22 protein-coding genes are annotated in these 22,354 nt (G+C 71.8%); 12 read left to right on the forward strand and 10 right to left on the reverse strand.

What is annotated here, in order from left to right:
• Positions 1–235 precede the first annotated feature (235 nt).
• From AB0L00_RS06530 to AB0L00_RS06545, 4 genes are all read left to right on the forward strand, one after another.
• Entirely contained in the window at positions 236–1,240 is a 1,005-nt protein-coding gene (locus AB0L00_RS06530) for an SPFH domain-containing protein (protein ID WP_364429297.1), read from the forward strand.
• 9 nt (positions 1,241–1,249) lie between these two features.
• Positions 1,250–1,543: a hypothetical protein gene (locus AB0L00_RS06535; protein WP_364429300.1), complete on the forward strand. Its 294-nt coding sequence runs from the start codon at positions 1,250–1,252 to the stop codon at positions 1,541–1,543.
• 112 nt (positions 1,544–1,655) lie between these two features.
• Positions 1,656–1,802, forward strand: a complete 147-nt coding sequence (locus AB0L00_RS06540; RefSeq protein WP_364429302.1) for a hypothetical protein — start codon at positions 1,656–1,658, stop codon at positions 1,800–1,802.
• A gap of 240 nt (positions 1,803–2,042) precedes the next feature.
• Positions 2,043–2,231, forward strand: coding sequence for a hypothetical protein (locus AB0L00_RS06545; RefSeq protein WP_364429305.1), 189 nt, complete (start codon positions 2,043–2,045; stop codon positions 2,229–2,231).
• 122 nt (positions 2,232–2,353) lie between these two features.
• Here the strand turns inward: AB0L00_RS06545 and AB0L00_RS06550 are convergent, their stop codons facing one another.
• The 7 genes from AB0L00_RS06550 to AB0L00_RS06580 form a co-directional block, all read right to left on the reverse strand.
• On the reverse strand, positions 2,354–2,668 hold the full coding sequence (locus tag AB0L00_RS06550; protein WP_364429308.1) for an MGMT family protein: 315 nt from the start codon (positions 2,666–2,668) through the stop codon (positions 2,354–2,356).
• Positions 2,658–3,878, reverse strand: coding sequence for a S8 family serine peptidase (locus AB0L00_RS06555; protein ID WP_364429310.1), 1,221 nt, complete (start codon positions 3,876–3,878; stop codon positions 2,658–2,660). The genes AB0L00_RS06550 and AB0L00_RS06555 overlap by 11 nt, the downstream gene beginning before the upstream one ends.
• Positions 3,872–4,693, reverse strand: coding sequence for a hypothetical protein (locus AB0L00_RS06560; protein WP_364429313.1), 822 nt, complete (start codon positions 4,691–4,693; stop codon positions 3,872–3,874). Before AB0L00_RS06560 ends, AB0L00_RS06555 begins: the two co-directional genes overlap by 7 nt.
• 132 nt (positions 4,694–4,825) lie before the next feature.
• On the reverse strand, positions 4,826–6,004 hold the full coding sequence (moeZ, locus tag AB0L00_RS06565) for an adenylyltransferase/sulfurtransferase MoeZ (protein ID WP_364429315.1): 1,179 nt from the start codon (positions 6,002–6,004) through the stop codon (positions 4,826–4,828).
• A 146-nt stretch (positions 6,005–6,150) separates the two neighbouring features.
• The gene (locus AB0L00_RS06570; RefSeq protein WP_364429318.1) at positions 6,151–7,065 is read right to left on the reverse strand and encodes an alpha/beta fold hydrolase; all 915 of its coding nucleotides are present in this window, start codon (positions 7,063–7,065) and stop codon (positions 6,151–6,153) included.
• A 199-nt stretch (positions 7,066–7,264) separates the two neighbouring features.
• On the reverse strand, positions 7,265–8,773 hold the full coding sequence (locus tag AB0L00_RS06575) for a DEAD/DEAH box helicase (protein ID WP_364429321.1): 1,509 nt from the start codon (positions 8,771–8,773) through the stop codon (positions 7,265–7,267).
• A gap of 184 nt (positions 8,774–8,957) precedes the next feature.
• A complete protein-coding gene (locus tag AB0L00_RS06580) occupies positions 8,958–9,920 on the reverse strand; it encodes a Ku protein (protein ID WP_364429324.1) in 963 nt (320 codons plus the stop codon).
• A 227-nt stretch (positions 9,921–10,147) separates the two neighbouring features.
• On the opposite strand from AB0L00_RS06580, the gene ligD (AB0L00_RS06585) reads away from it, so the two are divergent.
• From ligD (AB0L00_RS06585) to AB0L00_RS06615, 7 genes are all read left to right on the forward strand, one after another.
• Positions 10,148–11,125 (forward strand): non-homologous end-joining DNA ligase, encoded by a 978-nt coding sequence (ligD, locus tag AB0L00_RS06585; RefSeq protein ID WP_364429327.1) that lies wholly within the window; start codon positions 10,148–10,150, stop codon positions 11,123–11,125.
• 120 nt (positions 11,126–11,245) lie between these two features.
• Complete coding sequence (gene ligD, locus AB0L00_RS06590; RefSeq protein WP_364429329.1) at positions 11,246–12,142, forward strand: non-homologous end-joining DNA ligase; 897 nt, start codon at positions 11,246–11,248, stop codon at positions 12,140–12,142.
• Between the two features lie 151 nt (positions 12,143–12,293).
• Positions 12,294–13,634 carry an NAD(P)/FAD-dependent oxidoreductase gene (locus AB0L00_RS06595; protein WP_364429332.1) on the forward strand — a complete coding sequence of 447 codons (1,341 nt, stop codon included), beginning with the start codon at positions 12,294–12,296 and terminating at the stop codon, positions 13,632–13,634.
• A 23-nt stretch (positions 13,635–13,657) separates the two neighbouring features.
• On the forward strand, positions 13,658–13,837 hold the full coding sequence (locus tag AB0L00_RS06600; protein WP_364429335.1) for a hypothetical protein: 180 nt from the start codon (positions 13,658–13,660) through the stop codon (positions 13,835–13,837).
• A 182-nt stretch (positions 13,838–14,019) separates the two neighbouring features.
• A complete protein-coding gene (locus AB0L00_RS06605) occupies positions 14,020–14,640 on the forward strand; it encodes a TetR/AcrR family transcriptional regulator (protein WP_364429338.1) in 621 nt (206 codons plus the stop codon).
• A 127-nt stretch (positions 14,641–14,767) separates the two neighbouring features.
• Positions 14,768–14,995, forward strand: a complete 228-nt coding sequence (locus AB0L00_RS06610) for a DUF3107 domain-containing protein (protein WP_364429340.1) — start codon at positions 14,768–14,770, stop codon at positions 14,993–14,995.
• 119 nt (positions 14,996–15,114) lie between these two features.
• Complete coding sequence (locus AB0L00_RS06615) at positions 15,115–15,378, forward strand: hypothetical protein (protein WP_345354040.1); 264 nt, start codon at positions 15,115–15,117, stop codon at positions 15,376–15,378.
• 213 nt (positions 15,379–15,591) lie between these two features.
• Here the strand turns inward: AB0L00_RS06615 and AB0L00_RS06620 are convergent, their stop codons facing one another.
• Together AB0L00_RS06620 and AB0L00_RS06625 are read right to left on the reverse strand one after the other, a co-directional pair.
• A complete protein-coding gene (locus tag AB0L00_RS06620; protein WP_364429344.1) occupies positions 15,592–17,472 on the reverse strand; it encodes a serine/threonine-protein kinase in 1,881 nt (626 codons plus the stop codon).
• An 84-nt stretch (positions 17,473–17,556) separates the two neighbouring features.
• Entirely contained in the window at positions 17,557–18,201 is a 645-nt protein-coding gene (locus tag AB0L00_RS06625; protein ID WP_364429347.1) for a ferritin-like fold-containing protein, read from the reverse strand.
• 312 nt (positions 18,202–18,513) lie between these two features.
• On the opposite strand from AB0L00_RS06625, the gene AB0L00_RS06630 reads away from it, so the two are divergent.
• Entirely contained in the window at positions 18,514–20,445 is a 1,932-nt protein-coding gene (locus AB0L00_RS06630; protein WP_364431559.1) for a DEAD/DEAH box helicase, read from the forward strand.
• Positions 20,446–20,526: 81 nt separating this feature from the next.
• On the opposite strand, the gene AB0L00_RS06635 is transcribed toward AB0L00_RS06630, so the two are convergent.
• Positions 20,527–22,344: a serine/threonine-protein kinase gene (locus tag AB0L00_RS06635; RefSeq protein WP_364429350.1), complete on the reverse strand. Its 1,818-nt coding sequence runs from the start codon at positions 22,342–22,344 to the stop codon at positions 20,527–20,529.
• Positions 22,345–22,354 lie beyond the last annotated feature (10 nt).

Here is a 22,354-nt window from a genome sequence, read left to right on the forward strand (position 1 = left end):
GTTCTCGGGGTCGCGGTGTCACCGGGTTTTCGCGCGGTCGGGGCGAGGGTCCGAGGACATGAGACCACCTCGCCGTCGGCGTGGACACTCTGCCGTCGTCAGTGACGGCAGAGCGCCCTTTATGACCGCTTTGTGAGGGCGACAGCGACGGTAGCATCGGAGCGGAACCGGGTTCTGTGGTCTGGCGTCTGACGTACGGATTGATCCCGTTTCATCAGCCTTTTCGGGAGTGTCGGTGGCCGGTTCGAAGAAGATTCCTCGCCCCCTGGGGCGTATCAGCCGTGGCAAGGCGATCGTCGCGGCGGTGGTGCTCCTGGTCGTCGCGGTGCCGACGCTGAACGGCTTCTTCGGGTCGTTCGAGCGCACCTCCGGAGGCGAGGTGGCGGTCGTCCGCAACGGCGGGATGTTCGACAACAACAGGATCCGCCAGATCATCGACCCCGGGTCGGGGCTGACCTGGATCGGGTGGTGGTCGCACACCCACAAGTACCCCGCGCAGCAACGGTTCTACACGATCACCTCCGACTCCGGGCGCGGCGACCGTACGGGCGTGGACGTCGTGACGGTGCCGAGCAGCGACGGCGTCAACATGGGCATCGAGGGCACGCTCTACTTCACCCTGAACCTCGACCACGCGACGCTGCGGAAGTTCGACGACAAGTTCGGGACGCGGAAGTTCACCGGCGCGGACGGCAAGACGCGGTACGCCTACGACGGTGACGAGGGCTGGTCCGGGTTCCTGGACCAGATCGTCCGGCCCGTCATCGAGAACGACCTCCGCACGCAGGTGAACAGCTTCCGCTGCGCGGAACTGGTCTCCTCCTGCGCCCTGGTGCAGAACAACTCCGGCGGCAAGCAGCAGCAGACGTCGCTGAAGGTGCAGAGCAACAACGCCAACATCGCCAAGGTGCAGAACGCGATCAACACGAGCCTCGAACAGGACCTGGAGCAGACCCTCGGGCTCCCCTTCCTGACGAACCTGCACTTCAACCTGGCCCGCATCACGCTGCCGGAGCAGGTGCAGCAGGCCGTGGACAGCGCGCAGGCGGCCTTCGCGAAGGTCACGGAGTCGCAGGCCCAGGTCGCGCAGGCCCGCGCCGAGGCGGAGGCCAACCGGGCCCGCCAGGAGGGCTACAACAAGTGCCCGACCTGCGCCGACATCGAGAAGCTCAAGGCGCTGCCCAAGGGCATCACGGTGTACGCGCCGGGCAACGACCACGTTTCGCTCCCGAGCCGGTAGGAGGCTCCGATGCGCGTCCTCGCACTCCCGGCGGTCCTGCTGGTCGCGGTCCTGCTGGTCGCGCTTCTCCTCGCCGCCTTCCGCCGGCCGGCTTTGGATCGGCTGCCGGACTGGGAAGCCGCGACGGAGCTGCAGGACGGCGTCACGGTCGTGTTCGTCCGGCAGGTCACCGATGGGCTGGAGCTGGGGCGGCACGTCGTCGCCGAGATCCCGGCGGACGCCTCCGACTGGGAGACGCGCTACCACGAGGCCATGGCGGCCGCCCGCTCCCGCGCGGCCGCCCTCCGCAGCGAGACGGACTGAAGCTTCCTTCGCGATCGCAGTTGCCGATCCGAGCAATGGCCGGACGTATCCCCTTAGAGCGTGCCCTGTTCCAGAGGCACCACGACAACTGAGAGGGACCATCATGCCCAAGATGAACAAGTCCGGTGTCCGGTCGGCGACGTCGTCCGCCGCCCAGCAGCAGAACAGCGCCCTCCGGCAGGCCGGCAAGAGGCCGTCCCAGACCCGGCAGGAGATGAAGGAGGGCGCCGAGAACCTCCGCAACCACCTCCAGAGCTGACCGCGGCTGGACCGCGGCCGGAACTGCGGTTCGGTGAGCGCCGTCCCTGACCCATCAGCCGACGGGCCCTGAACGGCGTAACACCAGAGCGGCCCCCTCCTCAGGAGGGGGCCGCTTCTTTGGCGCAACGCGGCCGTGAAATTCCATGGTGGCAGTTGCCGATCCGGCCGGTTGGAGGACTGTGTCCCCCTGAGCGTGTCTCTGTTCCGGAGGCACCACCTACAACCGAGAGGACCCGACATGGCCAACTTCAAGAAGTCCGGTTCGGGGTCGTCGCTGAACAGCGCCCGCCAGAACGCGAGCCGCGCGAGCCGGCGTGCCGACCAGCCGCCTTCCCGGACGCGGAGCGAGATCCAGCAGGGCGCCGCCAAGACCCGCAGCGACGTCCAGGGCGCCGCTTCGAGCCTCCGCGACGAGCTCAACAGCTGACCACGGCTGAACCGCGGCCGAGCGGTTCGGTGAGCGCCGTCCCTGACCCGTCAACCGACGGGCCCTGAACGGCGTAACACCAGAGCGGCCCCCTCCTCAGGAGGGGGCCGCTTCGTCTGTGTTCAGCCTGCTTCGGCGGTGTCGCCGGTCCAGCGGGCCAGGCGCATGTCGACGCGGTCGCCGCGGAGGGGGGTGCCCTCGGCGCGGTAGTGCTTCAGGGCGCGTTGTTCGTGGCCGGGCGGAGGTGAGCCGTCGGCCCGGAGGACGCGCCACCACGGCACGCCGCCGCCCCACAGCGCCATCACGCGGCCGACCTGCCGTGGTCCGCCCTCGCCCAGGAACTCGGCGATGTCGCCGTACGCCATGACGCGGCCCGGCGGGATCCGGTCGACGACGTCGAGGACGCGTTCGGCGTACTCCGTCGGGTCACCCCGCACCGTCGTCCTCCGATCCGTGGCGGGCTCGTACGCGCCGGATGTACAGCACGGTCGTCGTCAGGGCGCCGGCGAACCCGAAGAGCGCGGCGACGCCGATCCAGCCGCCCAGGAAGACCAGCCCCGGCGGGTGCCGCTCGACCTGTACCGGCCGCATCGGCCCGTCGTCGAACCGGCCGGTCTTGCCGTTCGCGCTGAGCTGATAGCCCTGCAACCGGTCGGCGGCGGCCAGGGCGGCGGGGGCGTTGACCTCGCCGAAGCCGACGTTCTCGTCGTACCCGGCGGCCGGGCGGCCCTTGGTGCTCGCGGTGATCGCCTGGGCGACCAGCGCGGGCGGCATGTCGTGGTGGCGGGCCCGGATCAACGCGACGACGCCCGAGACGAGCGCGCCGGCCTGGCTCGTGCCCTCGCCGACCCAGTAGTGGTCGCCCGGCCCGGCGCCGACGACGTCCGCGCCGGGCGCGGCGACCTGGACGCTCGCGTTGCGGTCGGAGAACTTCGCCGCGACGCCCTGGCGCGTCACCGCCGCGACCGCGATGACGCCGGGGAACGCGGCGGGGTAGGACAGCCGCGTCAGGCCGTCCTTGTCGACCTTTTTGGAGCTCTTGGAATCGCCGTCGTTGCCGGCCGAGGCGACCACGACCACGCCCTTGGAGATCGCGTAGGCGATGGCGGCGCGCTCGTCGGTGCCGGCGCTCGGACCGCCGAGGGACATGTTGATCACGTCGGCGCCGTGGTCCACCGCGTAGCGGACCGCCTTCGGCAGCGCCGAACGGTACTCCGGCGCGCTGCGGAACGCCTTGTAGTCCTTCTCGTCCGGGTCGGCGATCATCCGCACCGAGAGCAGGCGCGCCTCGGGCGCCACGCCGATCACCCCGTCGCCCGCCCCGTGTCCGTGCCCGTGCCCGGCGATCAGCGACCCCATCCAGGTGCCGTGGAGCCGGCCGGGAGCGGGCGCGACGTCCCGGATGAAGTCGGGACCCGTGGTCACCGTGCCGGCGAGGTCCTGGTGCGAGCCGTCGATCCCGGTGTCGAGGACGGCGACGGTGACGCCCTGGCCCTTGGTCGTACGCCAGGCCTGTGGGGCGCCGAGGGCGTCGAGCACCCACTGCTCCCGGGCGCGCACGTCGTCGGCCCTTGCGGTGGCGGCCGGCAGTGCCGGCAACAGGGCGACCGTCAGCGCCAGGCCCGCCGTCAGCGCGCGCCTCAGCACTTCCACTCCTGTTTCTCGGCGCAGTCGGGCTGGACGGGCTGTGCGAGGGCGCCGGCGATGTTCCGGCCGACCTCGGGTGCGAGCTGGAACCAGCCGCCGTGCGGCTTGCGCACGGCGGAGGCGGGCCGGCCGTCGGTCGGTCCGGCGACGGTCAGAACGACGTACGGGCCGACGCGGTCGGCCGTGGCGAACTGCCGCGCGGTGTCGGCGAACCGGGCGGCGATGGTCTGCGGGAACGCCAGGGCGTGCAGGAACGGCCCCGGCACGCTGGGATCCGTGGGCGCCACGGACTCCCCCGCCAGCCGCGCGGACCGGTCGTCGGGCAGCGCGACGATGCCCACCGTGAGGACGATGCCCTGCATCTGGTCGATGTACGTCGCGCGGAGCAGCGCCCGGCAGCCGTACCTCACCAGGACCGCCGCGGTAATGGAGTCGATGCCGGTGTCACAGCCCCGCTCGGGGGCGATGCCGACGCGGCCGGCGTGCTCGATCCCGCCCTGCTCGGAGGTGTACGGGACGGAGTCGGGGAAGATCTTCTCGGCGGGCCAGGTGCGCCAGCGGTTCCGGACCTCCTCGCCCGCCGCGCGGTAGAGCTCCCACGCGTTCGGCTTGCGGTGGAACTCCCAGTAGACCCGGGCGGTGGACAGGACGCCCACCGCGACGTACCCCACCGTCGTCAGGACCGCCACCACCAGCCAGAGGCGGCGGCGGGCGTACCAGGGAACGGGTTCGGGGGGTGGCTCCTCCGGTCCGCGCCACGCCTCCCATCCGCCGGGCCCGGTCGTCGGCCAGCTCGGATCGGAGGTTCGCGCCATATCTGACAAGGTTACTGGGCGATCCCTCACAGCCGGTCAGAACTGAGACGTGGGTGCACCAGTGGGACGCAGGAGGCCCCGGGGCGTGGCGCCCCCCGGGCCTCTCCTCGTCGGTTCCGGCGTCGCGACCGATCAGTAGGACGGCTTGTCCGGCTCGATCTGGTTCACCCAGGCCAGCACGCCGCCGCCGAGGTGCACGGCGTCGGAGAACCCGGCGTTCTTGACGATCGCGAGGCACTCGGCGCTGCGGGCTCCGGACTTGCAGTGCAGGACGACCCGCTTGTCCTGGGGCAGCCGCTCGAGGGCGGCGCCGGACAGGAACTCGCCCTTCGGGATCAGCGTCGCGCCGGGGATGTTCACGATCTCGTACTCGTTGGGCTCCCGGACGTCGACCAGGAAGATGTCCCCGGTGTCGAGCAGGTCCTTGAGCTCGGGCGCGGTGATCGTGGAGTCCTTGGTCGCGTCCGCGGCCTCCTCGGAGATCGCGCCACAGAACGCCTCGTAGTCCTCGAGAAGCTCGGTGATCGTGGGGTTCTTGCCGCACAGCGGGCACTCGGGGTCCTTGCGGACCTTGACGCTCCGGTAGGTCATCTCGAGGGCGTCGTAGATCATCAGGCGTCCGACGAGCGGCTCGCCGATCCCGGCGATCAGCTTGATCGCCTCGTTGACCTGGATGGAGCCGATCGACGCGCAGAGCACGCCGAGGACACCGCCCTCGGCGCACGACGGCACCATGCCGGGCGGCGGCGGCTCGGGGTAGAGGCAGCGGTAGCAGGGACCGTGCTCGGCCCAGAACACCGACGCCTGGCCGTCGAAGCGGTAGATCGATCCCCAGACGTACGGCTTGCCCAGCAGCACGGCCGCGTCGTTGACCATGTAGCGCGTGGCGAAGTTGTCGGTGCCGTCGACGATCAGGTCGTAGCCGCTGAAGATGTCCATGACGTTGTCGTTGGACAGCGCCTCGTTGTGGACGACCACGTCGATCAGCGGGTTGATCTCACGGACCGAGGCGGCCGCCGACTCGGCCTTCGGCCGGCCCACGTCGGACTGGCCGTGGATGATCTGGCGCTGCAGGTTGGACTCGTCGACGACGTCGAAGTCGATGACGCCGAGGGTGCCCACGCCGGCGGCGGCGAGGTACAGCAGCGCCGGTGAGCCGAGCCCGCCCGCGCCCACGCACAGCACCTTGGCGTTCTTCAGCCGCTTCTGCCCGGCCATCCCGACGTCCGGGATGATCAGATGACGCGAATAGCGCCGGACCTCGTCGACGGAGAGCTCGCTGGCGGGCTCTACCAGTGGTGGCAACGACACGGTTGTCTCCTGCGCGTGCGGGAACGGTGATGCGGACGCCGTCGTCCTGGACCATCACAACTCTGTCATGTGGCTCCGCATTCCCGCTCCCCGCCTCTGGCCGACGGGTGCCGGTCGGCCGCGTGCGGGCGCCCGTTCCCGCCCCGTCAGCCGGCGGTGGTGTCGGGCAGGCGCAGGTGGGCGTCCTCGAGCATCGCACGGAACTCCCGTGCCACCGTCTCGGGCCGCTCCATCTGCGCGAGGTGGCCGACGTCGGGAAGCACGACGACGCGGGAGCGCTTGAACACCCGGCCCGCGCGGGCGGCCATCCGCGGGTCGACGAGCCGGTCGTGCCGTCCGTAGATCACCAGGGTCGGCGCGATGACGCGCGCGGCGTAGCGCCAGAGCGAGCGCCGCATGTAGGCGGTGACGATGCCGCGCGACGACGCGATCAGCGCCTCGGAGTTGTGGGTCAGCCCGTCCCTGCGGCGTACGTCCTCGACGAGTTCCATGAGCCGGTCGGGGTGCAGGCCGGTCGGGTCCGCGAAGCACATCTCCAGCGTGCCCTGCACCCGTTGTTCGGCGGGCAGCGTCGCCAGCCGCCGGACGGCCCAGGGGCCCACGCCGGGCACGGTGGCCGCGAGGATCCGCGCGGGACCGGATCTCGGCCGCAGGTCGGGCAGCGCCGGGGAGATCAGGGTGAGGGAGCGCACCAGATCGGGACGGGTGCCCGCGAGCCGGGTGGCGATGGCGCCGCCGAGGGAGTTGCCGAAGAGGTGGACCGGCCCCCGGCCGCGCTTCTCGATGAGCCGCGCGACGACGATCGTGTGGGCGTCGACGGAGTAGTCGCGGTCGGGCGGCGGCGGAGATTGGCCGAATCCGGGCAGGTCGACCGCCTCGCCGGCGAGCTCGCCGGACAGCAGTCCCATGAGGTCGGTCCAGTTGGCCGAGGAGCCCGCGAGCCCGTGCACGAACAATGCCGGTTCGGCGTCCGCGCGCGGTGATGACGCCGTTCGCACGAACACTTCACGGTCACCCAGCCGGACCAACTCGCCCGGCCATTGCGGAATCGGTGTGCTCATCCTGCTCGCGGTGGGGACTCCGGCCGTCCGGTCGGAGAGGAGCCGCCGCTGCCTCCTCTCTTCAGCTACCGAATGCGGTTCCACGATAACCGCGTGGACTCGTGACCGGACCGCGGGGCATGATCCGGGGCGCCCGCCTTGACCTGATCTTGAGTCGAGCGGGGCCCCGCACCTCCTGGTACGGGGCCCCGCGTCGTCGTCAGCGCGCCGCTTCGGGGCGCGGGCGGCGGTCGTCGTGCCGACCGGCGGCCCGGCCGCCGTCGTGCCGTGCGGCGCCGCCACGGCCGCCGGGACGGCCACCGCCCGGCATGCCGCCGGAACGGGGCTCGCGCCGCTGCCGGTGGCCCTCGCGGCGCTCGCCGTCACGCTGCTCCGCCGGGCCGCCCTCGCGGTACTCACCGTCGAAGCGGCCGCCCTGCCGCTCCCCACGGCCCTCGAACCGCCCGCCGGGACGCCGGTCGCGGCGGCCGGCCGGACGCGGCCCGCGACGCTGCGGACGCGGCTCGGGGTCGGGCGGGACCGGGATGCCGCTCGGCGGCTGCGCCCCGGTGATGCGGACGAGGGCGTCGTCACCGACGGTGACCTTCGACCGCAGCGCGCGCACGCCCGCTCGGCGCATCATCCGCTCGGTGTTGCGCACCTCGTTGTGGGCGACCAGCGTGGCCACGGTGCCGCGCTCGCCCGCCCGGGCGGTGCGGCCCGCACGGTGCAGGTAGTCCTTGTGGTCGGCGGCCGGGTCGACGTGCACGACCAGGCTGACGTCGTCGACGTGGATGCCGCGGGCGGCCACGTCGGTGGCGATCAGCACCCCGACCTTGCCCTCGCGGAACTCCGCGAGCGTACGGGTGCGGGCGGACTGGGTCTTGCCGCCGTGCAGAGCGCCGGCGCGGACGCCGACGCGGGCGAGCTTCTTGGCCAGCGCGTCCACGCCGTGCTTGGTGCGGACGAACATGATCGTGCGGCCTTCACGGCCGGCGACCTCGGCGAGGACGTTCTGCTTCTCGGCGCGGTCGACGATGAACAGGTGGTGGTCCATGGTCTCCACCGGCGCGGCGGCCGGGGCGATCGAGTGGGTCACCGGGTCGTGCAGATAGCGGCGGACGAGCTTGTCGACGTCACCGTCCAGGGTCGCGGAGAACAGCAGCCGCTGGCCGTCGGAGGGGATCTGGTCGAGCAGCTTGGAGACCGCCGGCATGAATCCCAGGTCGCACATGTGGTCGGCCTCGTCGAGGACCGTGATCCGCACGTCCGCGAGCGAGCACTCGCGGCGCTCGATCAGGTCGGTCAGCCGCCCCGGGGTGGCGACCAGCACGTCGACGCCGCGGCGCAGCCCCTGGATCTGCTTGGTCATCGACATGCCGCCGACGACGGTCTTGGTGTGCAGCCCGAGGCTGCGGCCCAGCGGGGCGAGGGCGTCCTGGACCTGCATGGCCAGTTCGCGGGTGGGGACGAGGATGAGCGCGCGAGGCCGCGTCGGGGCGGCCTGCTCGCCGGCGATCCCGGCCAGCATCGGCAGGCCGAACGCGAGCGTCTTGCCCGATCCGGTCTGGCCGCGACCGAGTACGTCACGCCCGGCGATCGCGTCGGGGAGACAGGCGGCCTGGATGGGGAACGGCGCGTTGATGCCGCGGCGTTCGAGCGCCGACACGAGGGGGGCCGGCAGGCCGAGCTCGGCGAAAGTGGGCAGGGTCGAAGGACCGTCAGTCAAGTAAGAACCTCTCGGAAATGGCCCGCCTCGAGAGGTGCCGCGAGGTTGGGGGACTCGCGGGCTCTTAGCCGGCCGTCGGCGCGAGATGCGCGCCTGAACTTGAATCACTGAGCTTACAGGGGTCACCAACGCATCCGACGGGATCTTCATTCCCGGCCCGGCGGCCCGGTTCTTACGGAACCGGTCAGGCCGTCTTGCGGGTCCCGCTCTTGGCCTTGGCCTTGGTGTCGGCGGTCTTCTTGGTCCCGGTCTTGGTTCCGGCCTTGGCACCGCCCGTGCCGCGGCCGCTCTTCGCCGCGCCGTCCTTTCCGGCGCGCGACCCGGCCTTCGCGGACCCGGCCGTCTTGCGCTCCGCGCCGTCGCCCTTGTCCGTACGGCCCTTCTTCGCCGCCTCGACGCTGGCCCGCAGCGCGCTGAGCAGGTCGGCGCCCGCCGGCGCCTCCTCGGGTGCCTCCGGCGACACGACCTCCCGGCCCTCGACCTTCGCCTGGATGACCGACTCCAGTGCCTCACGGTAGGCGTCCTTGTACTCGCCCGGGTCGAAGTCGCTCGTCATCGTGTCGATGAGCGAGGACGCCATCTGCAGTTCCTGGGGGCGGACGTCGACGTCCTCCTCCATGAACGGGAAGTCCGTCTCACGTACCTCGTCCGGCCACAGCATCGTCTCGAGGACGAAGACGCCGTCCCGTACCCGCAGCGTGCCGAGCGACTCGCGCTGCCGGAGCGCGACCTTGACGACCGCGACCTTGTCGGAGTCCTCGAGGGCGTCGCGCAGCAGGACGTACGGCTTGACCCCCTGGGCGTCCGGCTCGAGGTAGTAGGTCTTGTTGAAGTAGATCGGGTCGACCTGCTCCAGCGGGGTGAACTGCAGGACGTCGATGCGGCGGCTCGTCGACAGCGGCAGGTCGGCGAAGTCCTCGTCGGTGAGGACGACCATCTCCCCGCTCGGCAGCTCGTACCCCTTGGCGATGTCGGAGTACGGCACCTCGTCGCCGTCGACGGTGCAGACGCGCTTGTACTTGATCCGGCCGCCGTCCTCGCGGTGGACCTGATGGAAGGCCACGTCACGCTGCTCGGTGGCGGAGTAGAGCTTCACCGGGATCGTGACGAGCCCGAACGAGATCGCGCCCTTCCAGATGCTGCGCATGAGGTGTCCCTACCCTCCGGCCTGCCGATCTACCTGGCAGGGCCGTCCGAAATGCGATAACCCGAATGTATGCGCAGGTCGGGGGCCACACGAAGTGTCCCCGGGGTGAGCGGGCCGTTCGCGCCGTGCCATGGACGGACCTGGGCGCGCCCACGAGACCGTGTCCGGCCGGTTAAACCACCGGACGGCATGGCGTCAGGTTCGAGCGACATGGGGAAAATGATCGTATGGGTGACCCCATGCCCTCCAATGTCCAGCCGATGCTCGCGACCCCGGGCGAGCTACCGGACGACGCCGACCGCTGGGGCCTGGAGCTCAAGTGGGACGGCGTCCGCGCGATGGTCTACGTCTCCGGCGGACGGGTCCGCGCGGTCGGCCGCCGCGGTCTGGACGCGACCCGCCGTTACCCCGAGCTGCAGGCCCTCGCCGACCTCCTGCCCGGCCAGACGGCGGTCGTCGACGGCGAGGTCGTGGCCTTCGACGAGCGCGGCCTGCCCAGCTTCCAGCGCCTGCAGCACCGCATGCACGTCGAGCACCCGGACACCCTGCTGACCCGCCAAGTACCGGTGCACTTCATCGCCTTCGACCTGCTGTACCTGGACGGCCACCTGCTGTACGACCTGCCCTACCGCGACCGGCGGACCCTGCTCGACGAGCTGGAACTGGCGGCCGGCCCCATCGAGGCCCCGCCGTACCTGCCCGGTTCGGCCGGGGACCAGCTCGAAGAGCTGCTCGCCTACACGCGGGAGCAGGGCCTGGAAGGGTTGATCGCCAAACGGCTGGACTCCCCGTACCGGCCCGGCCGGCGGGTCGACGACTGGCGGAAGATCAAGAACTTCCGTACGCAGGACGTCGTCATCGGCGGCTGGAAGGCCGGGCAGGGCCGCCGGGAGGGCGGCGTCGGATCCCTGCTGCTCGGCGTCTACGAGGACGGCGGCCTCCGGTTCGTCGGGCACGTCGGCACCGGGTTCACGGACGCGGTGCTGGACGACCTGCACAAGATCCTCACCCCGTTGGAGCGATCCACCAGCCCGTACGCCATGGAGGTCCCCCGCGAGTACGCCCGCAGGGCGCGCTGGGTCGAACCCTGGCTCGTCGGCGAGGTCGAGTTCTCCCGCTGGACCCTGGACGGGATGCTGCTGCACGCGTCCTGGCGTGGGCTCCGCCCCGACCTCAACCCCGAAGAGGTCCGCGCGGAGCCGTAGACCGTACGCGGTCTCGGACCGTACGCGGTCTCGGACCGTACGCGGACGACCGGCCGGTGGTTGAAGGCGGCGATGCCGGGGAGATGGCCCCTGAGCAGGCCGAGCCCCCGAGGAGAGCCGGTGAGCGATACCAAGACGAGCGTCCAGGTCGACGGCGTCCGGCTGACGCTGTCCAACCTCGACAAGGTCATGTACCCCCGGCACGGCTTCACCAAGGGAGAGGTCATCGACTACTACGCGCGGATCGCGCCGGTCCTGCTCCCCCACCTGAAGGACCGTCCGGCGACGCGCCTGCGCTACCCCGACGGTGTGGAGGGCCAGACGTTCTTCGAGAAGAACGCGCCGTCGCACACTCCGGACTGGGTGCGCACGGTCTGCCTGCCGACGCCCGGCGGGAGCCGGGACGCGGTGAACTTCGTGGTCGTCGACGATCTGCCCGCCCTGGTCTGGTGCGCGAACCTGGCCGCGCTCGAGCTGCACGTGCCGCAGTGGCGGGTCGGCCCCCGGGGCGGCGCGCGCGAGCCGGACCTGCTGGTGTTCGACCTCGACCCCGGCCCGCCCGCCACGGTCGAGGAGGCGCGCGAGGTCGCCTGCCTGCTGCGCGATCTGCTCGAGTCCGACGGGCTGCGGTCGTTCCCGAAGACGAGCGGCAAGAAGGGCCTGCACCTGTACGTCCCGATCAAGGAGACCTCCGACCAGCGCACCTCGGCGTACGCGAAGGAGGCGGCGCGCAGGCTCGAGAAGGAGCACCCGCGCCTGGTGGTCAGCCGGATGGAGAAGAAGCTGCGGTCCGGAAAGGTCTTCGTCGACTGGAGTCAGAACAACCGGCACAAGACCACGGTCGCGCCGTACTCTTTGCGAGCCGCCGAAGAACCCTCCGTCTCCACGCCGGTGACGTGGGACGAGGTGAACTCCGGCGCGGAGCTGTGGTTCGGACCCGACGAGGTGCGCGAGCGCGTCGAGCGGCACGGCGACCTCTTGGAACCGCTGCTGACCTTGCGTCAGAAGCTGCCGTGAAGGCCCGCGGTGCCTACGGGACGCTGCTCGGTGCGTCACCATTGATCGGAGGGTCCACAATCGTGGGCGGTGGTCATGGCGCCGAATCGTCGCCGTGGCCGCCGGTGGAGGTGACACGCGCATGGCGCGTGAAATGGGGAAGGATGATCAGGTGACGGACGACGCGCAGGACAGGCGCTATGACGTCGTTGTGCTGGGCGGAGGCTCCGGCAAGAACATCGCCGCCGAACTGGCGCGGGCGGGCCGTTCGGTCGCGCTGGTGGAGGGCCGCCTGGTCGGCGGGGAGTGCCCGTATTTCGCGTGCATGCCATCGAAGACGCTGCTGCACTCGGCCCGGCTCGGGGAGACGTGGGAGCACGCGGTCGCGCGGCGCGACGAGGTGACCCGTCACCTCGAGGACGCGCCCACCGCGGCTCAGATGGCCGAGGCCGGGGTGACCGTCGTGCGCGGTCGCGGCCGGGTCGTACGGCCCGGGGTCGTCGAGGTCGAGGGGACCGAATACGGCTACACCGACCTCGTGGTGGCGACCGGCAGCGAGCCGGTACGGCCCCCGGTCGAGGGCATCGACGAGGTGCCCACCTGGACGAGTGACGAGGCCCTGACGCGGCCCGACCTGCCGCGTCGGCTGATCGTGCTGGGCGGCGGCGCGGTCGGCTGCGAGCTGAGTCAGATCTACGCGGCGTTCGGCTCCCAGGTCACCCTGGTCGAACCGGCCGAACGCCTGCTCCCGTCCGAGGCGCCGTTCCTGGGCGAGACGCTCGCCGACGCGCTCCGCAGGATGGGGGCCGACCTGCGGCTCGGCGTGGCGGCCACGAGCGCCGAGCGCACCGAGACCGGGCTGCGGCTGCGGCTGTCCGACGGCAACCACATCGACGCGGACCGCATCCTCATCGCGGCCGGCCGGCGGCCGCGCGTCGCGGACCTGGGCCTGGAGACGATCGGCGTCCGCTTCGACCCGGAGCGCGGCATCGCCGTCGACTCCACCTGCCACGCCGCCCCGACCGCGGAGGGCACCGACGGCACGAACGTCTGGGCCGCGGGCGACGTGACCGGGGTCGCGCCCTACACCCACGCCGCGAACTACCAGGCCGCGGTGGTGGTCTCCAACGTCCTGGGCAAGCGCCGGGAGGCGGACTACCGGGCGATCCCCCGCGCCGTCTACACGACGCCCTCGGTGTACGCGGTGGGCGTCTCGCCGCTGGCCGCGAGCGGGCTGGAACTGGTCGCGGCGGGGTACGACCTCGCGGAGACCGCCCGCGCCGCCGTGGAGGACGACGACCGCGGCCGGGTGGAGTTGTACGCCGACCGGGCCCGGGGCGTTCTCGTGGGCGCCGCCGCGGTGGGACTCTACGCTGAGGAATGGATGAGTGAGATCACGTTGGCCATCCGGGCCGAGACGCCGCTGAGCATCCTCACCGACGTGGTCCACGCCTTCCCGACGTACGGTGAGGCCTTCGAACCGGTCCTGCGCGAACTGGCCGAGCAGCTCTGAAGTTCTCTTGGGGGAGACACGCCATGCCCGATGACGAGATCGAACTGAGCCTCGAGGCTCCCGAGGCCGACGCCGCCGAGCAGCACGTGGCGGTGCGCGACGCCGAGAGTCCGTGGCAGACCACGTTCCCGGTCGAGGTGAACGAGGCCGACGCCGCGGAGCAGAGGTACGAGATCGACCTCGACGAGGACGACTACCGGTGACCACGAGCACCGGGTGGTGGCGTCACCCCGAGGGCCCACGGCGCCGCTTTCACGCACGGGGGCGCCGCTTTCGGGGCGGCGCCGTCGGGTTCGGCCGGTCGGACGTTACCCGGTCGTAGGATGGTAGCCCGCAGCGCGAGCGGCGCCACGGCGTCGCCCGGACAGGTGATCGGAGAACTCACGTGACCGCAACCCCGGACGCCCGCCCCCGGGGCACGAGGCTCCCGCGGCTGGCCCGCCGCCGCCAACTGCTGGGCGCCGCCCAGGAGGTGTTCGTCGCGCAGGGCTACCACGCCGCCGCGATGGACGAGATCGCCGAGCGCGCAGGCGTCAGCAAGCCCGTGCTGTACCAGCACTTCCCGGGCAAGCTCGAGCTGTACCTCGCGCTGCTGGACGAGCACGCCGAGGGGCTCGTCCAGCACCTGCGCGACGCGCTGGCCTCGACCCCGGACAACAAGCTGCGCGTGCAGCGGACCATCGAGGCGTTCTACGACTTCGTGGCCGGGGAGGGCGAGGCGTACCGCCTGGTGTTCGAGTCCGACCTGCGCAACGTCGCCGCCGTACGCGCCCGGGTGGACCGCACCAACCAGCTGTGCGCCGAGATGATCGCGCAGGTGATCCAGGAGGACACCGGCGTCTCCAGCGACGAGGCGCACCTCCTCGGCATGGGGCTGGTCGGCATGGCCGAGGTCAGCGCGCGCTACTGGCTGTCGCAGCGCGGCAAGATCTCCAAGGATCAGGCCGAGCACCTCATCGCGCGGCTGCAGTGGCGCGGCATCGGCGGCTTCCCCCGCACCACCTGACGCACCGGGCACTCCCGCCGCCCCTCTTTCGCACCGGTCCGTGCCATAGTGCCGGTAAGTCGGATGAGACCGGCCCGGCGGTACGCCAGGGGCGGTCCTGGGATCGCCCCGCTACGGAGGGAAGAACGTGCAGGTACGGATCGGTGTCCAGTCGGTGCCCAAGGAACTGGTCGTCGAGACCTCGCTGTCCGCCGACGAGGTGGAGCGCGCGGTGCAGGACGCGGTGGCCGAGGAGGACGGAGTGTTCACGCTCCGTGGCCGGGACGGCGCCCGCCTCGTCGTGCCGGCGGCCAAGCTCGCCTACGTGGAGATCGCCGAGTCGGAGCAGAGGAGCGTCGGCTTCGGCTCCTACTGACCGCTCCGAAGATTCGTTCCGACTTTTTCAAGAGATTGGAATGAGTCCCTCGGAGAGGGGCATACAGACCGCGCGAATCCGAAGCGCCGGACTCGGTCCGGCAGGAGGTGGTCTGAGAAATGCTGATGACAATAATCTGGTTCATCATTATCGGCGCCATCATCGGGGCTCTCGCGCGTCTTGTCGTGCCCGGCCCGAACCCGATGGGCATCGCCCTGACGATCCTGATCGGGGTCGTCGGCGCGGTGATCGGCGGCGTCATCGCCAACGCACTCGGGGCGGGCAGCATCATCGCCTTCATCATCTCGGTCCTGGTGGCCGCCGCCGGCGTCGCGCTGATCAGCGGTCGCGGCCGGTGGGGCTCGCGCCGCGGCGTGTACTGATCGAGCCGGCCCCGGCCCATCCACACGAATCTGACCTGACCCCCAGCGAGGCCCCCGCCCACCGGCGGGGGCCTCGCCATGTCCGCGGCCCGTGGACGCGCTCCCCCCTCCCGCTCGGCCACGGAAGGAATTCGGCCGCGCGTCGGGAGTCCGTGGGCGTAGGACCCCGCCCCGTACGAGACCCGGCCCGGGGGGCGGTGGCCGCGACGCGCGTCAGGAGTGCGTGGGCGTGGGGGCGACCGTCTTCGTCGCCGTTCCGGGTTGGGACGCCTTGGCCGTCGCCGCGATCTCCGGGCGGACGTACGTGCCCAACTTCTCGTACGGAACATCGAACGCGCGGCCGAGATCGGCGTGCGGGCAGCCCAGGTCGATCCAGCCGCGGATCGTGAACGTGATGCCGGTGACGGTGGGGGCGATCTCGAGCCCTCGGCCGAGGTCGTGTCCGGTCAGCGGCTGGCCGGGAGCGCAGACGCCGCCGTTCCCCTGCGGATCCATGATCCGCGCGAGAGCGCGCGCGCCGGCCGCGGTGCGCGCGGCCGGAAGCAGCAGGTCCGCGACGCCCAGCGCCTTGCCCGTCGCCAGGTCCAGTACGACGGTGTCCTGGGAACTGGCGGGGATCTGCCGGTTCGAGTCGCTGCTGTCGGCGAACGTGTAGGTGACCGAGAGCAGTTTCGGACCGCCCAGCCCCACCGTCGCGGCCGACTCCAGTGTGCCGGTCGGCAGGCTCATCGCCTGACCTGCGGACATGACGAAGGCGGGCTTCAACTGGGCGAGGGTCCGGTCGACCGGGGCCCGCAGCGCCTTGTTGACCTTCGCCTGCACGGCGGCGTCCTTCAAACCGCTCACCTGGACGTACCGCGTGATCATGGTGCGCCCCTTGCCGAGCGTCGTGCTGGTGGACGCCACGTTCACGCGGAGCGGCTGTACGGCGGCCGTCGGCCGCGTCGGTCCGGCCGAGGGGTGGTGGTCCCCTCCCCGGGAGGCGACGACGGCGGCGGTCCCGGCCGCTCCGACGACGATGACACCCGCGATGGCGACGGACGCCTTCGCCCCGATGCCCGACAGCAGGGACTTGCCCGCACCCTGCGCGACGGTTCCGGCGTGCCCGGCGCCGCCCGCCGCCTGCGCCCCGCCGCTCCCGGCACCAGAGGCTCCGCCGCCGGCCGCGGTACCCGCACCGCCCGCGCCGACGCCGCCCGGGGCGCCCGAGCCGCTCGCGAGGAGCGCGGCGAGGGGGAACAGGGCCGCCAGCCCGGCGGCCGCCTCGGCCAGCCGTCGCCACCCGTTGGACTCCCAGTCCGGCCCGTACTCGGCCGCGGCCACGCGCTCCAGCTCGGCCACGAACGCCCCTGCGGCCACCGGCCGTTCCGCGGGATGCTTGGCCATGCCCCGGACGACCAGGCCCCGGAGCGCCTCCGGGAGCTCGCGCAGAGGGACCTGCGCGTTGGTGTGCTGGGCCCGGTACGCCTGCTCGGTCTCGCCCTGGAACGGGGTGTGGCCGGTGACACACTCGAAGAAGACGCAGGTCGCCGCGTACACGTCGGTGGCCGGGGTGGCGGGCGCGCCCTGCCACTGCTCCGGCGCCATGTAGGGCGGCGTGCCCAGGGCCAGGCCGCTCTGCCCGGAGCGCAGCGCGATGCCGAAGTCGATGAGCGTGCTCTGGCCGTCGGCGCGCACCAGGACGTTCGGGGGCTTGTAGTCGCGGTGCACGACGCCGCGCTCATGCGCGGTGCCCAGGCCGAGGAGCGACCCCTTGAGCACCGCCAGAGCCGCCTCCGGCTCGAGCGGGGCGTCCTCGTCCAGGAGCGCGCGCAGCGAGATCCCGTCGACCGCCTCCATCACGATCGCCGCGCCGTGCTCGGTCTCGACGAAGTCGTACAGGCGCGCGATGTGCGGGCTGTCGAGCTGCCGGAGTATCCGCGCCTCCGCACGGAAGCCGCCCAGAAACCGCTGGTCGGCGAGGAGATTCGCGGTCAGGTACTTGACCGCGACCTGCGCGCCGGACGCGTCGTGCCGGGCGAGCACCACCCGCCCGAAGCCGCCCCTGCCCAGCTCTCGCACTTCCGAGTAGCCGGGAAGCGCCCAATCGCCCAAATTCGTCCTCCTCTACCAAGAGGGGGAAGTTACTGGATACGCATGGTCACGGGAAGCAACGCCACGCACCATCCGGGACGAAGATCAGTCGCGCAGGTCGACGGCCCGCATCCGGGCCTGGTGCCGGTCGACGATCCGGCCGAACATCGTCGCGACGTCCTCGTCCCCGAACAGCGCTCCCACCTCGGGGCCCCGCTCCGCGATCGGTTGGGCCTGGCTGAGCGCCTCGCCGACCAGGCGCCGGGCCCACAGCCCCAGCCGGGACGCCAGCCGGGCGTCGGTCTCCGCCGCCGCGCGCAGCCGCTCGGTCAGGATCTCCGTGTGACCGGAATCGGCCAGCGACTCGTGCACCACCGAACGCGTTTCGGGATCGGTCCTCTCCACCGCCTCGCGGTAGAGATCGGCCAGGATGGAGTCGGCGACGTACACCTTGACCAGCGCCTCCATCGCGTCGGCGGGCCGGGTGCGCCCATGGAAAGCGGTGATCGCGTCCTGGTACGGCCGCATCGCCTCGTACGGGTCCACACCGGCCTCGATCAGCCGGTCGCGCAGCCGCTCGAACTGAGCAAACGCCCCGGTCGCCAGGCCGGCGAGCACGACCTTGTCCTCGTAGGACGCCGTCCGGCCCGCGTCCGCCGCCCGCTCCTCGAACGCGGTCAGCCGCACGCATGCCAGCAGGCCGTAAAGGGCACGCGGCCGGGCGGGAGAGGGGGGTGCGGCCGGGGACATGAAATGAAATCGTACGCTGAGGCGTTGACAAGGACAGCGGGGGCTTTTGAAATCCGCCCCCGCCAGCTACACTGCGTGTCGAACTGTGACCGATCGCGGCAGAGCGCGACCCCATACCCGGTCACACCCTAGGAAGAATTTGTCGGCTGGTCCCTCCCGCGCGAAGGCGCGACCGAACGCGACGACCGGCAGGCGCCTCAGAGCCCTGTCGGAGACGGCGCACGAGGCGCATCCGCGAGACGGCTCGCCGCGCCACCGGACACGGTGCGCACGCGGCGTTGAGCGGACCCCGCACACTGGAGGCTGAAGGCCCTGACGACGTTCCATGAACTCGGAGTTGTCCCCGAAATAGCAGACGCCCTCGAAACCGAGGGCATCGTCGAACCGTTCCCGATCCAGCTGCTCGCCATACCCATCGGTCTCGGCGGGCACGACATCATCGGCCAGGCGCGCACGGGCACCGGCAAGACCCTGGCCTTCGGCATCCCGCTGCTGCAGCGCATCGAGCACGGCGGGAAGAAGCCGCAGGCCCTGGTCATCGTGCCGACGCGTGAGCTGGCCGTCCAGGTCACCGACGACCTGACCACCGCCGGCGGCAAGCTCGGCAGCCGCGTCCTGTCGGTGTACGGCGGCCGCGCGTACGAACCGCAGATCGACGCCCTCAAGAACGGCGTCGAGGTGGTCGTCGGCACGCCCGGCCGGCTGCTCGACCTGGTCAAGCAGAAGTACCTCGACCTTTCTCAGGTGTCGGTGCTCGTCCTGGACGAGGCCGACCGCATGCTCGACCTCGGGTTCCTGCCCGACATCGAGCGTCTCGTCGCCAAGGTGCCCGAGCGGCGCCAGACGATGCTGTTCTCGGCCACCATGCCCGGCGAGATCGTCGCGCTGTCGCGCAAGTACCTCACCCGGCCGACCAACGTACGGGCCGAGTCGCACGAGGAGTCGGAGACCACTCCGCAGGTCGTGCAGCACGTGTTCCAGGCGCACCAGATGGACAAGCCCGAGCTGCTCGCCCGGATTCTGCAGGCGCGCGGCCGCGGCCTGACCATGGTGTTCTGCCAGACCAAGCGCGCCTGTGACCGGGTCGCCGAGGACCTCACCCGGCGTGGCTTCGCCGCCGCCGCCGTGCACGGCGACCTCGGCCAGGGCCAGCGCGAGCGGGCCCTGCGCGCCTTCCGCGCCGGCAAGATCGACGTGCTCGTCGCCACGGACGTGGCGGCGCGCGGCCTCGACGTCGACGACGTCACCCACGTCGTCAACTACGAGTGCCCGGACGCCGCCGAGACCTACGTGCACCGCATCGGCCGTACCGGCCGGGCGGGCAAGGAGGGCATCGCGGTCACGCTCGTCGACTGGTCGGACCTGCAGCGCTGGAAACTGATCAACACCGCGCTCGGCCTGGACTTCGCCGAGCCGGCCGAGACCTACTCCACCTCCGAGCACCTCTACGAGGTGCTGGACATCCCGTCCGACATCACCGGCATCCTGCCGAAGGCGCAGCGGGACCGCGCCGGCCTGGAGGCCGAAGAGGTCGAGGACATCGGCGAGACCGGCCGTAACCGGTCGCACGGGCGGCAGCACGAGGAGCCGCCCCGCCCGGCACGGCAGCGCAACAGCCGCTCGCGGCAGCGCACGCGCGGCGGCCGCGCGCTGGAGCACGACGGCGACGCGGCGGCCGCGGCGGAGGAGACGGCCCGGCGGCACACGCGTCGGCCGGTGGAGGCCGCGGCGCATCCGGCCGAGCCGGTCCCGGCCGCGGTGACGGCTTCGGCGGCGACCGTGGAGGCGCAGGAGGCCCCCGCGGAGGCACCGGAGGCCGCCACGCCCGTACGCCGCACCCGGCGGCGAGCCGTGGAGGCACAGGAGGCTCCCGCGGAGGCAGCGGAGACCGCCACGACCGTACGCCGCACCCGGCGGCGAGCCGTGGAGGCACAGGACACGGTGCCGGTGACCGACACCAGCGCCGACGTGGTCGAGACCGCCGAGGCGGACGAGGTTCCGACCCCGTTCGTCGCGGACGACGCGGTGCCCGCGGCACGACCCGAGCCCGTCACGGATCCCGTGGCACGGCCCGAGCCGGCCACGGCTCCCGTGATGATCAGCCCGGCGGGCATCCCGATGGTGCAGTTCCTGCCGCCGCCCATCGACGTGACCGACGAGATGCCGGAGTACGTCGAGCCGGTACGCCCGGCGGCCAGGAAGAAGCGCCGCACGCGGACCGGTGGGGCGCGCGAATCCGTCTGACCGACGGCCGAAGGAGGGGCGTGATCACGATCACGCCCCTTATTCATGCCCTGGCGAGGACGCGTCAGGCCGTCGGGGCGCTCAGCTTCCGCTCTTGATCCGCGATATGGAGTAGTCGTCGAAGTCGACGACCGTCCGGCCGCCGTGCGCCCCGCTGCCGCGCATCACCACGAGGCCGGTCTGCCCGTCCGCCAAAGGGTCCTCGCCGTCCGTCGCCGCGATGGTGAGCCTGCCGTTCACCCACAGCCGGAGACGAACCTTCGCCCCCGCGGGTTCACAGTCGACCGTGAAGTGATTCTTGCGGCTCCCCGCGGCACCGGCCGGCTCATAGCCCGGCGCGTTCGGTACCTGCGCGAGTGTCCGGGAGCCGCCCGCAGTGATCTTGCGGATGTACGCGCCCTGTCCGTCATGCCTGACCAGGAACACGTAGCCGTCGAGAATCCGGTCGTCCGCTCCGCGGCACCACAGGCCCATCGTGCCGTCGCCCGCGCCGGAGACCACGGCCACGTCGACGCTCACCTCCATGGCTGCGGGGAGGTACCGCGCGGGGTACTGCGCGGGCTTCGAATCGTTGGCGGCGGCCCGGCCCTCGGCCGTCATGCGATACCGGCCATCGACGTACGAGGTGTACTTGTCGCGATCCCAGGTCGGCGTGTCAGGCGAGAAGCCGTAGGAGTAGACGGGGGCGGTCCGCGCCGTCCGGCCGCTGGACGGCATCAGTGCGATGGTCGCCCCGATCCCGGCGGCGACCGCAGCGGTGGCGGCCGCGACGGTCCAGGCGATACGCCGGGTCCTGGCGCCGTGCCGTACCCCGGCCTCTCCACGCGTCGCCTGCTCCGGGCTTCCGGGATCCATCGTCGCGACGAGGGTGGCACCGGGGTCCGACGCGGCGCCGGACGACGCGTGTCCGGCGTCCGGCTCCGGTCCGAGCGCGCCGGCCGCTGCCGAACCGGTGTCCAGGGCGACCGGTGAGTGCCCGGTAAGCCCCGTCCGCCTGCCCTCGGCTCCTGCGTCGTCCGGTATCCGTGCCGCGTCGCTCGACGACCTCGTCCAGTCGTCGTCCGACGGCGCGGCCCGCGCGTGCCCTGTCAGGCCGGTCAGCAGCTCCTGAGCGGACGGCCGTCGCGCCGGGTCCTTGTCGAGCGCTCGCTCCACCAGCGGCCGTACGGCCTCGTCCAGACCGTTGAGCGACGGCGCCTCGTGCATGATCCGGTACAGCACGGCCGGCAGCTCCTCGCCGGGGAACGGCGTGCCGCCCGTACCGGCGAAGGCCACGACGGCGCCCCAGGCGAAGACGTCGGACGCCGTGGTGGCGCGCCGCCCTTGGATGACCTCCGGGGCCATGTAGGCGGGAGTACCGACGATCTGGCCGGGTCGGGTCGCCTCGGTCACGCTGTCGAGGGCCCGCGCGATGCCGAAGTCGATCACCCGGGGACCCATCGGGGACAGCAGAACGTTCTCGGGTTTCAGGTCGCGGTGCACGATGCCCGCCCCGTGGATCGCGCCCAGGGCCGTCGCCACCCCCACCGCGAGGTGGTCGAGACTCGAACCCCGCATCGGGCCGGACGCCCGTACGAACTCCTTCAGGTTCGGCCCGGCCACATACTCGGTGACGATGTACAGCGGCTCCTCGTCGACTCGGGCGTCGAGCACCGGAGCGGTGCAGAACCGGCGGACCCGGCGGGCGGCCGCCACCTCGCGGCGGAACCGATCGCGGAAGGTGGTGTCCTGCGCGAAGTCGACGTTGATGACTTTGACGGCCACGCGTTCGCCGGAGGCGGACTCGGCGAGATAGACCGTGCCCATCCCCCCTTGGCCGACCACCCCGAGCAGGCGGTACGGGCCCAGCTCCGCCGGGTCCGTGGCGCGCAGCGGGCGGATCCGGTCGTCGGCCGCCATCCTTTCGGAC

It is taken from the genome of Actinoallomurus sp. NPDC052308, from assembly GCF_040679195.1.
GTDB classification, from domain to species: Bacteria; Actinomycetota; Actinomycetes; order Streptosporangiales; family Streptosporangiaceae; genus Actinoallomurus; species Actinoallomurus liliacearum.

What these genes read in the sequence shown, in the direction of transcription:
- AB0L00_RS06535 (WP_364429300.1), top strand. Translation starts at nt 1,250, where the DNA reads ATGCGCGTCCTCGCACTCCCGGCGGTCCTGCTGGTCGCGGTCCTGCTG.
- AB0L00_RS06540 (WP_364429302.1), top strand. Translation starts at nt 1,656, where the DNA reads ATGAACAAGTCCGGTGTCCGGTCGGCGACGTCGTCCGCCGCCCAGCAG.
- AB0L00_RS06625 (WP_364429347.1), bottom strand. Translation starts at nt 18,201, where the DNA reads ATGTCCCCGGCCGCACCCCCCTCTCCCGCCCGGCCGCGTGCCCTTTAC.
- ligD (WP_364429327.1), top strand. Translation starts at nt 10,148, where the DNA reads ATGGGTGACCCCATGCCCTCCAATGTCCAGCCGATGCTCGCGACCCCG.
- AB0L00_RS06545 (WP_364429305.1), top strand. Translation starts at nt 2,043, where the DNA reads ATGGCCAACTTCAAGAAGTCCGGTTCGGGGTCGTCGCTGAACAGCGCC.
- AB0L00_RS06570 (WP_364429318.1), bottom strand. Translation starts at nt 7,065, where the DNA reads ATGAGCACACCGATTCCGCAATGGCCGGGCGAGTTGGTCCGGCTGGGT.
- AB0L00_RS06635 (WP_364429350.1), bottom strand. Translation starts at nt 22,344, where the DNA reads ATGGCGGCCGACGACCGGATCCGCCCGCTGCGCGCCACGGACCCGGCG.
- AB0L00_RS06600 (WP_364429335.1), top strand. Translation starts at nt 13,658, where the DNA reads ATGCCCGATGACGAGATCGAACTGAGCCTCGAGGCTCCCGAGGCCGAC.
- AB0L00_RS06560 (WP_364429313.1), bottom strand. Translation starts at nt 4,693, where the DNA reads ATGGCGCGAACCTCCGATCCGAGCTGGCCGACGACCGGGCCCGGCGGA.
- AB0L00_RS06580 (WP_364429324.1), bottom strand. Translation starts at nt 9,920, where the DNA reads ATGCGCAGCATCTGGAAGGGCGCGATCTCGTTCGGGCTCGTCACGATC.
- AB0L00_RS06615 (WP_345354040.1), top strand. Translation starts at nt 15,115, where the DNA reads ATGCTGATGACAATAATCTGGTTCATCATTATCGGCGCCATCATCGGG.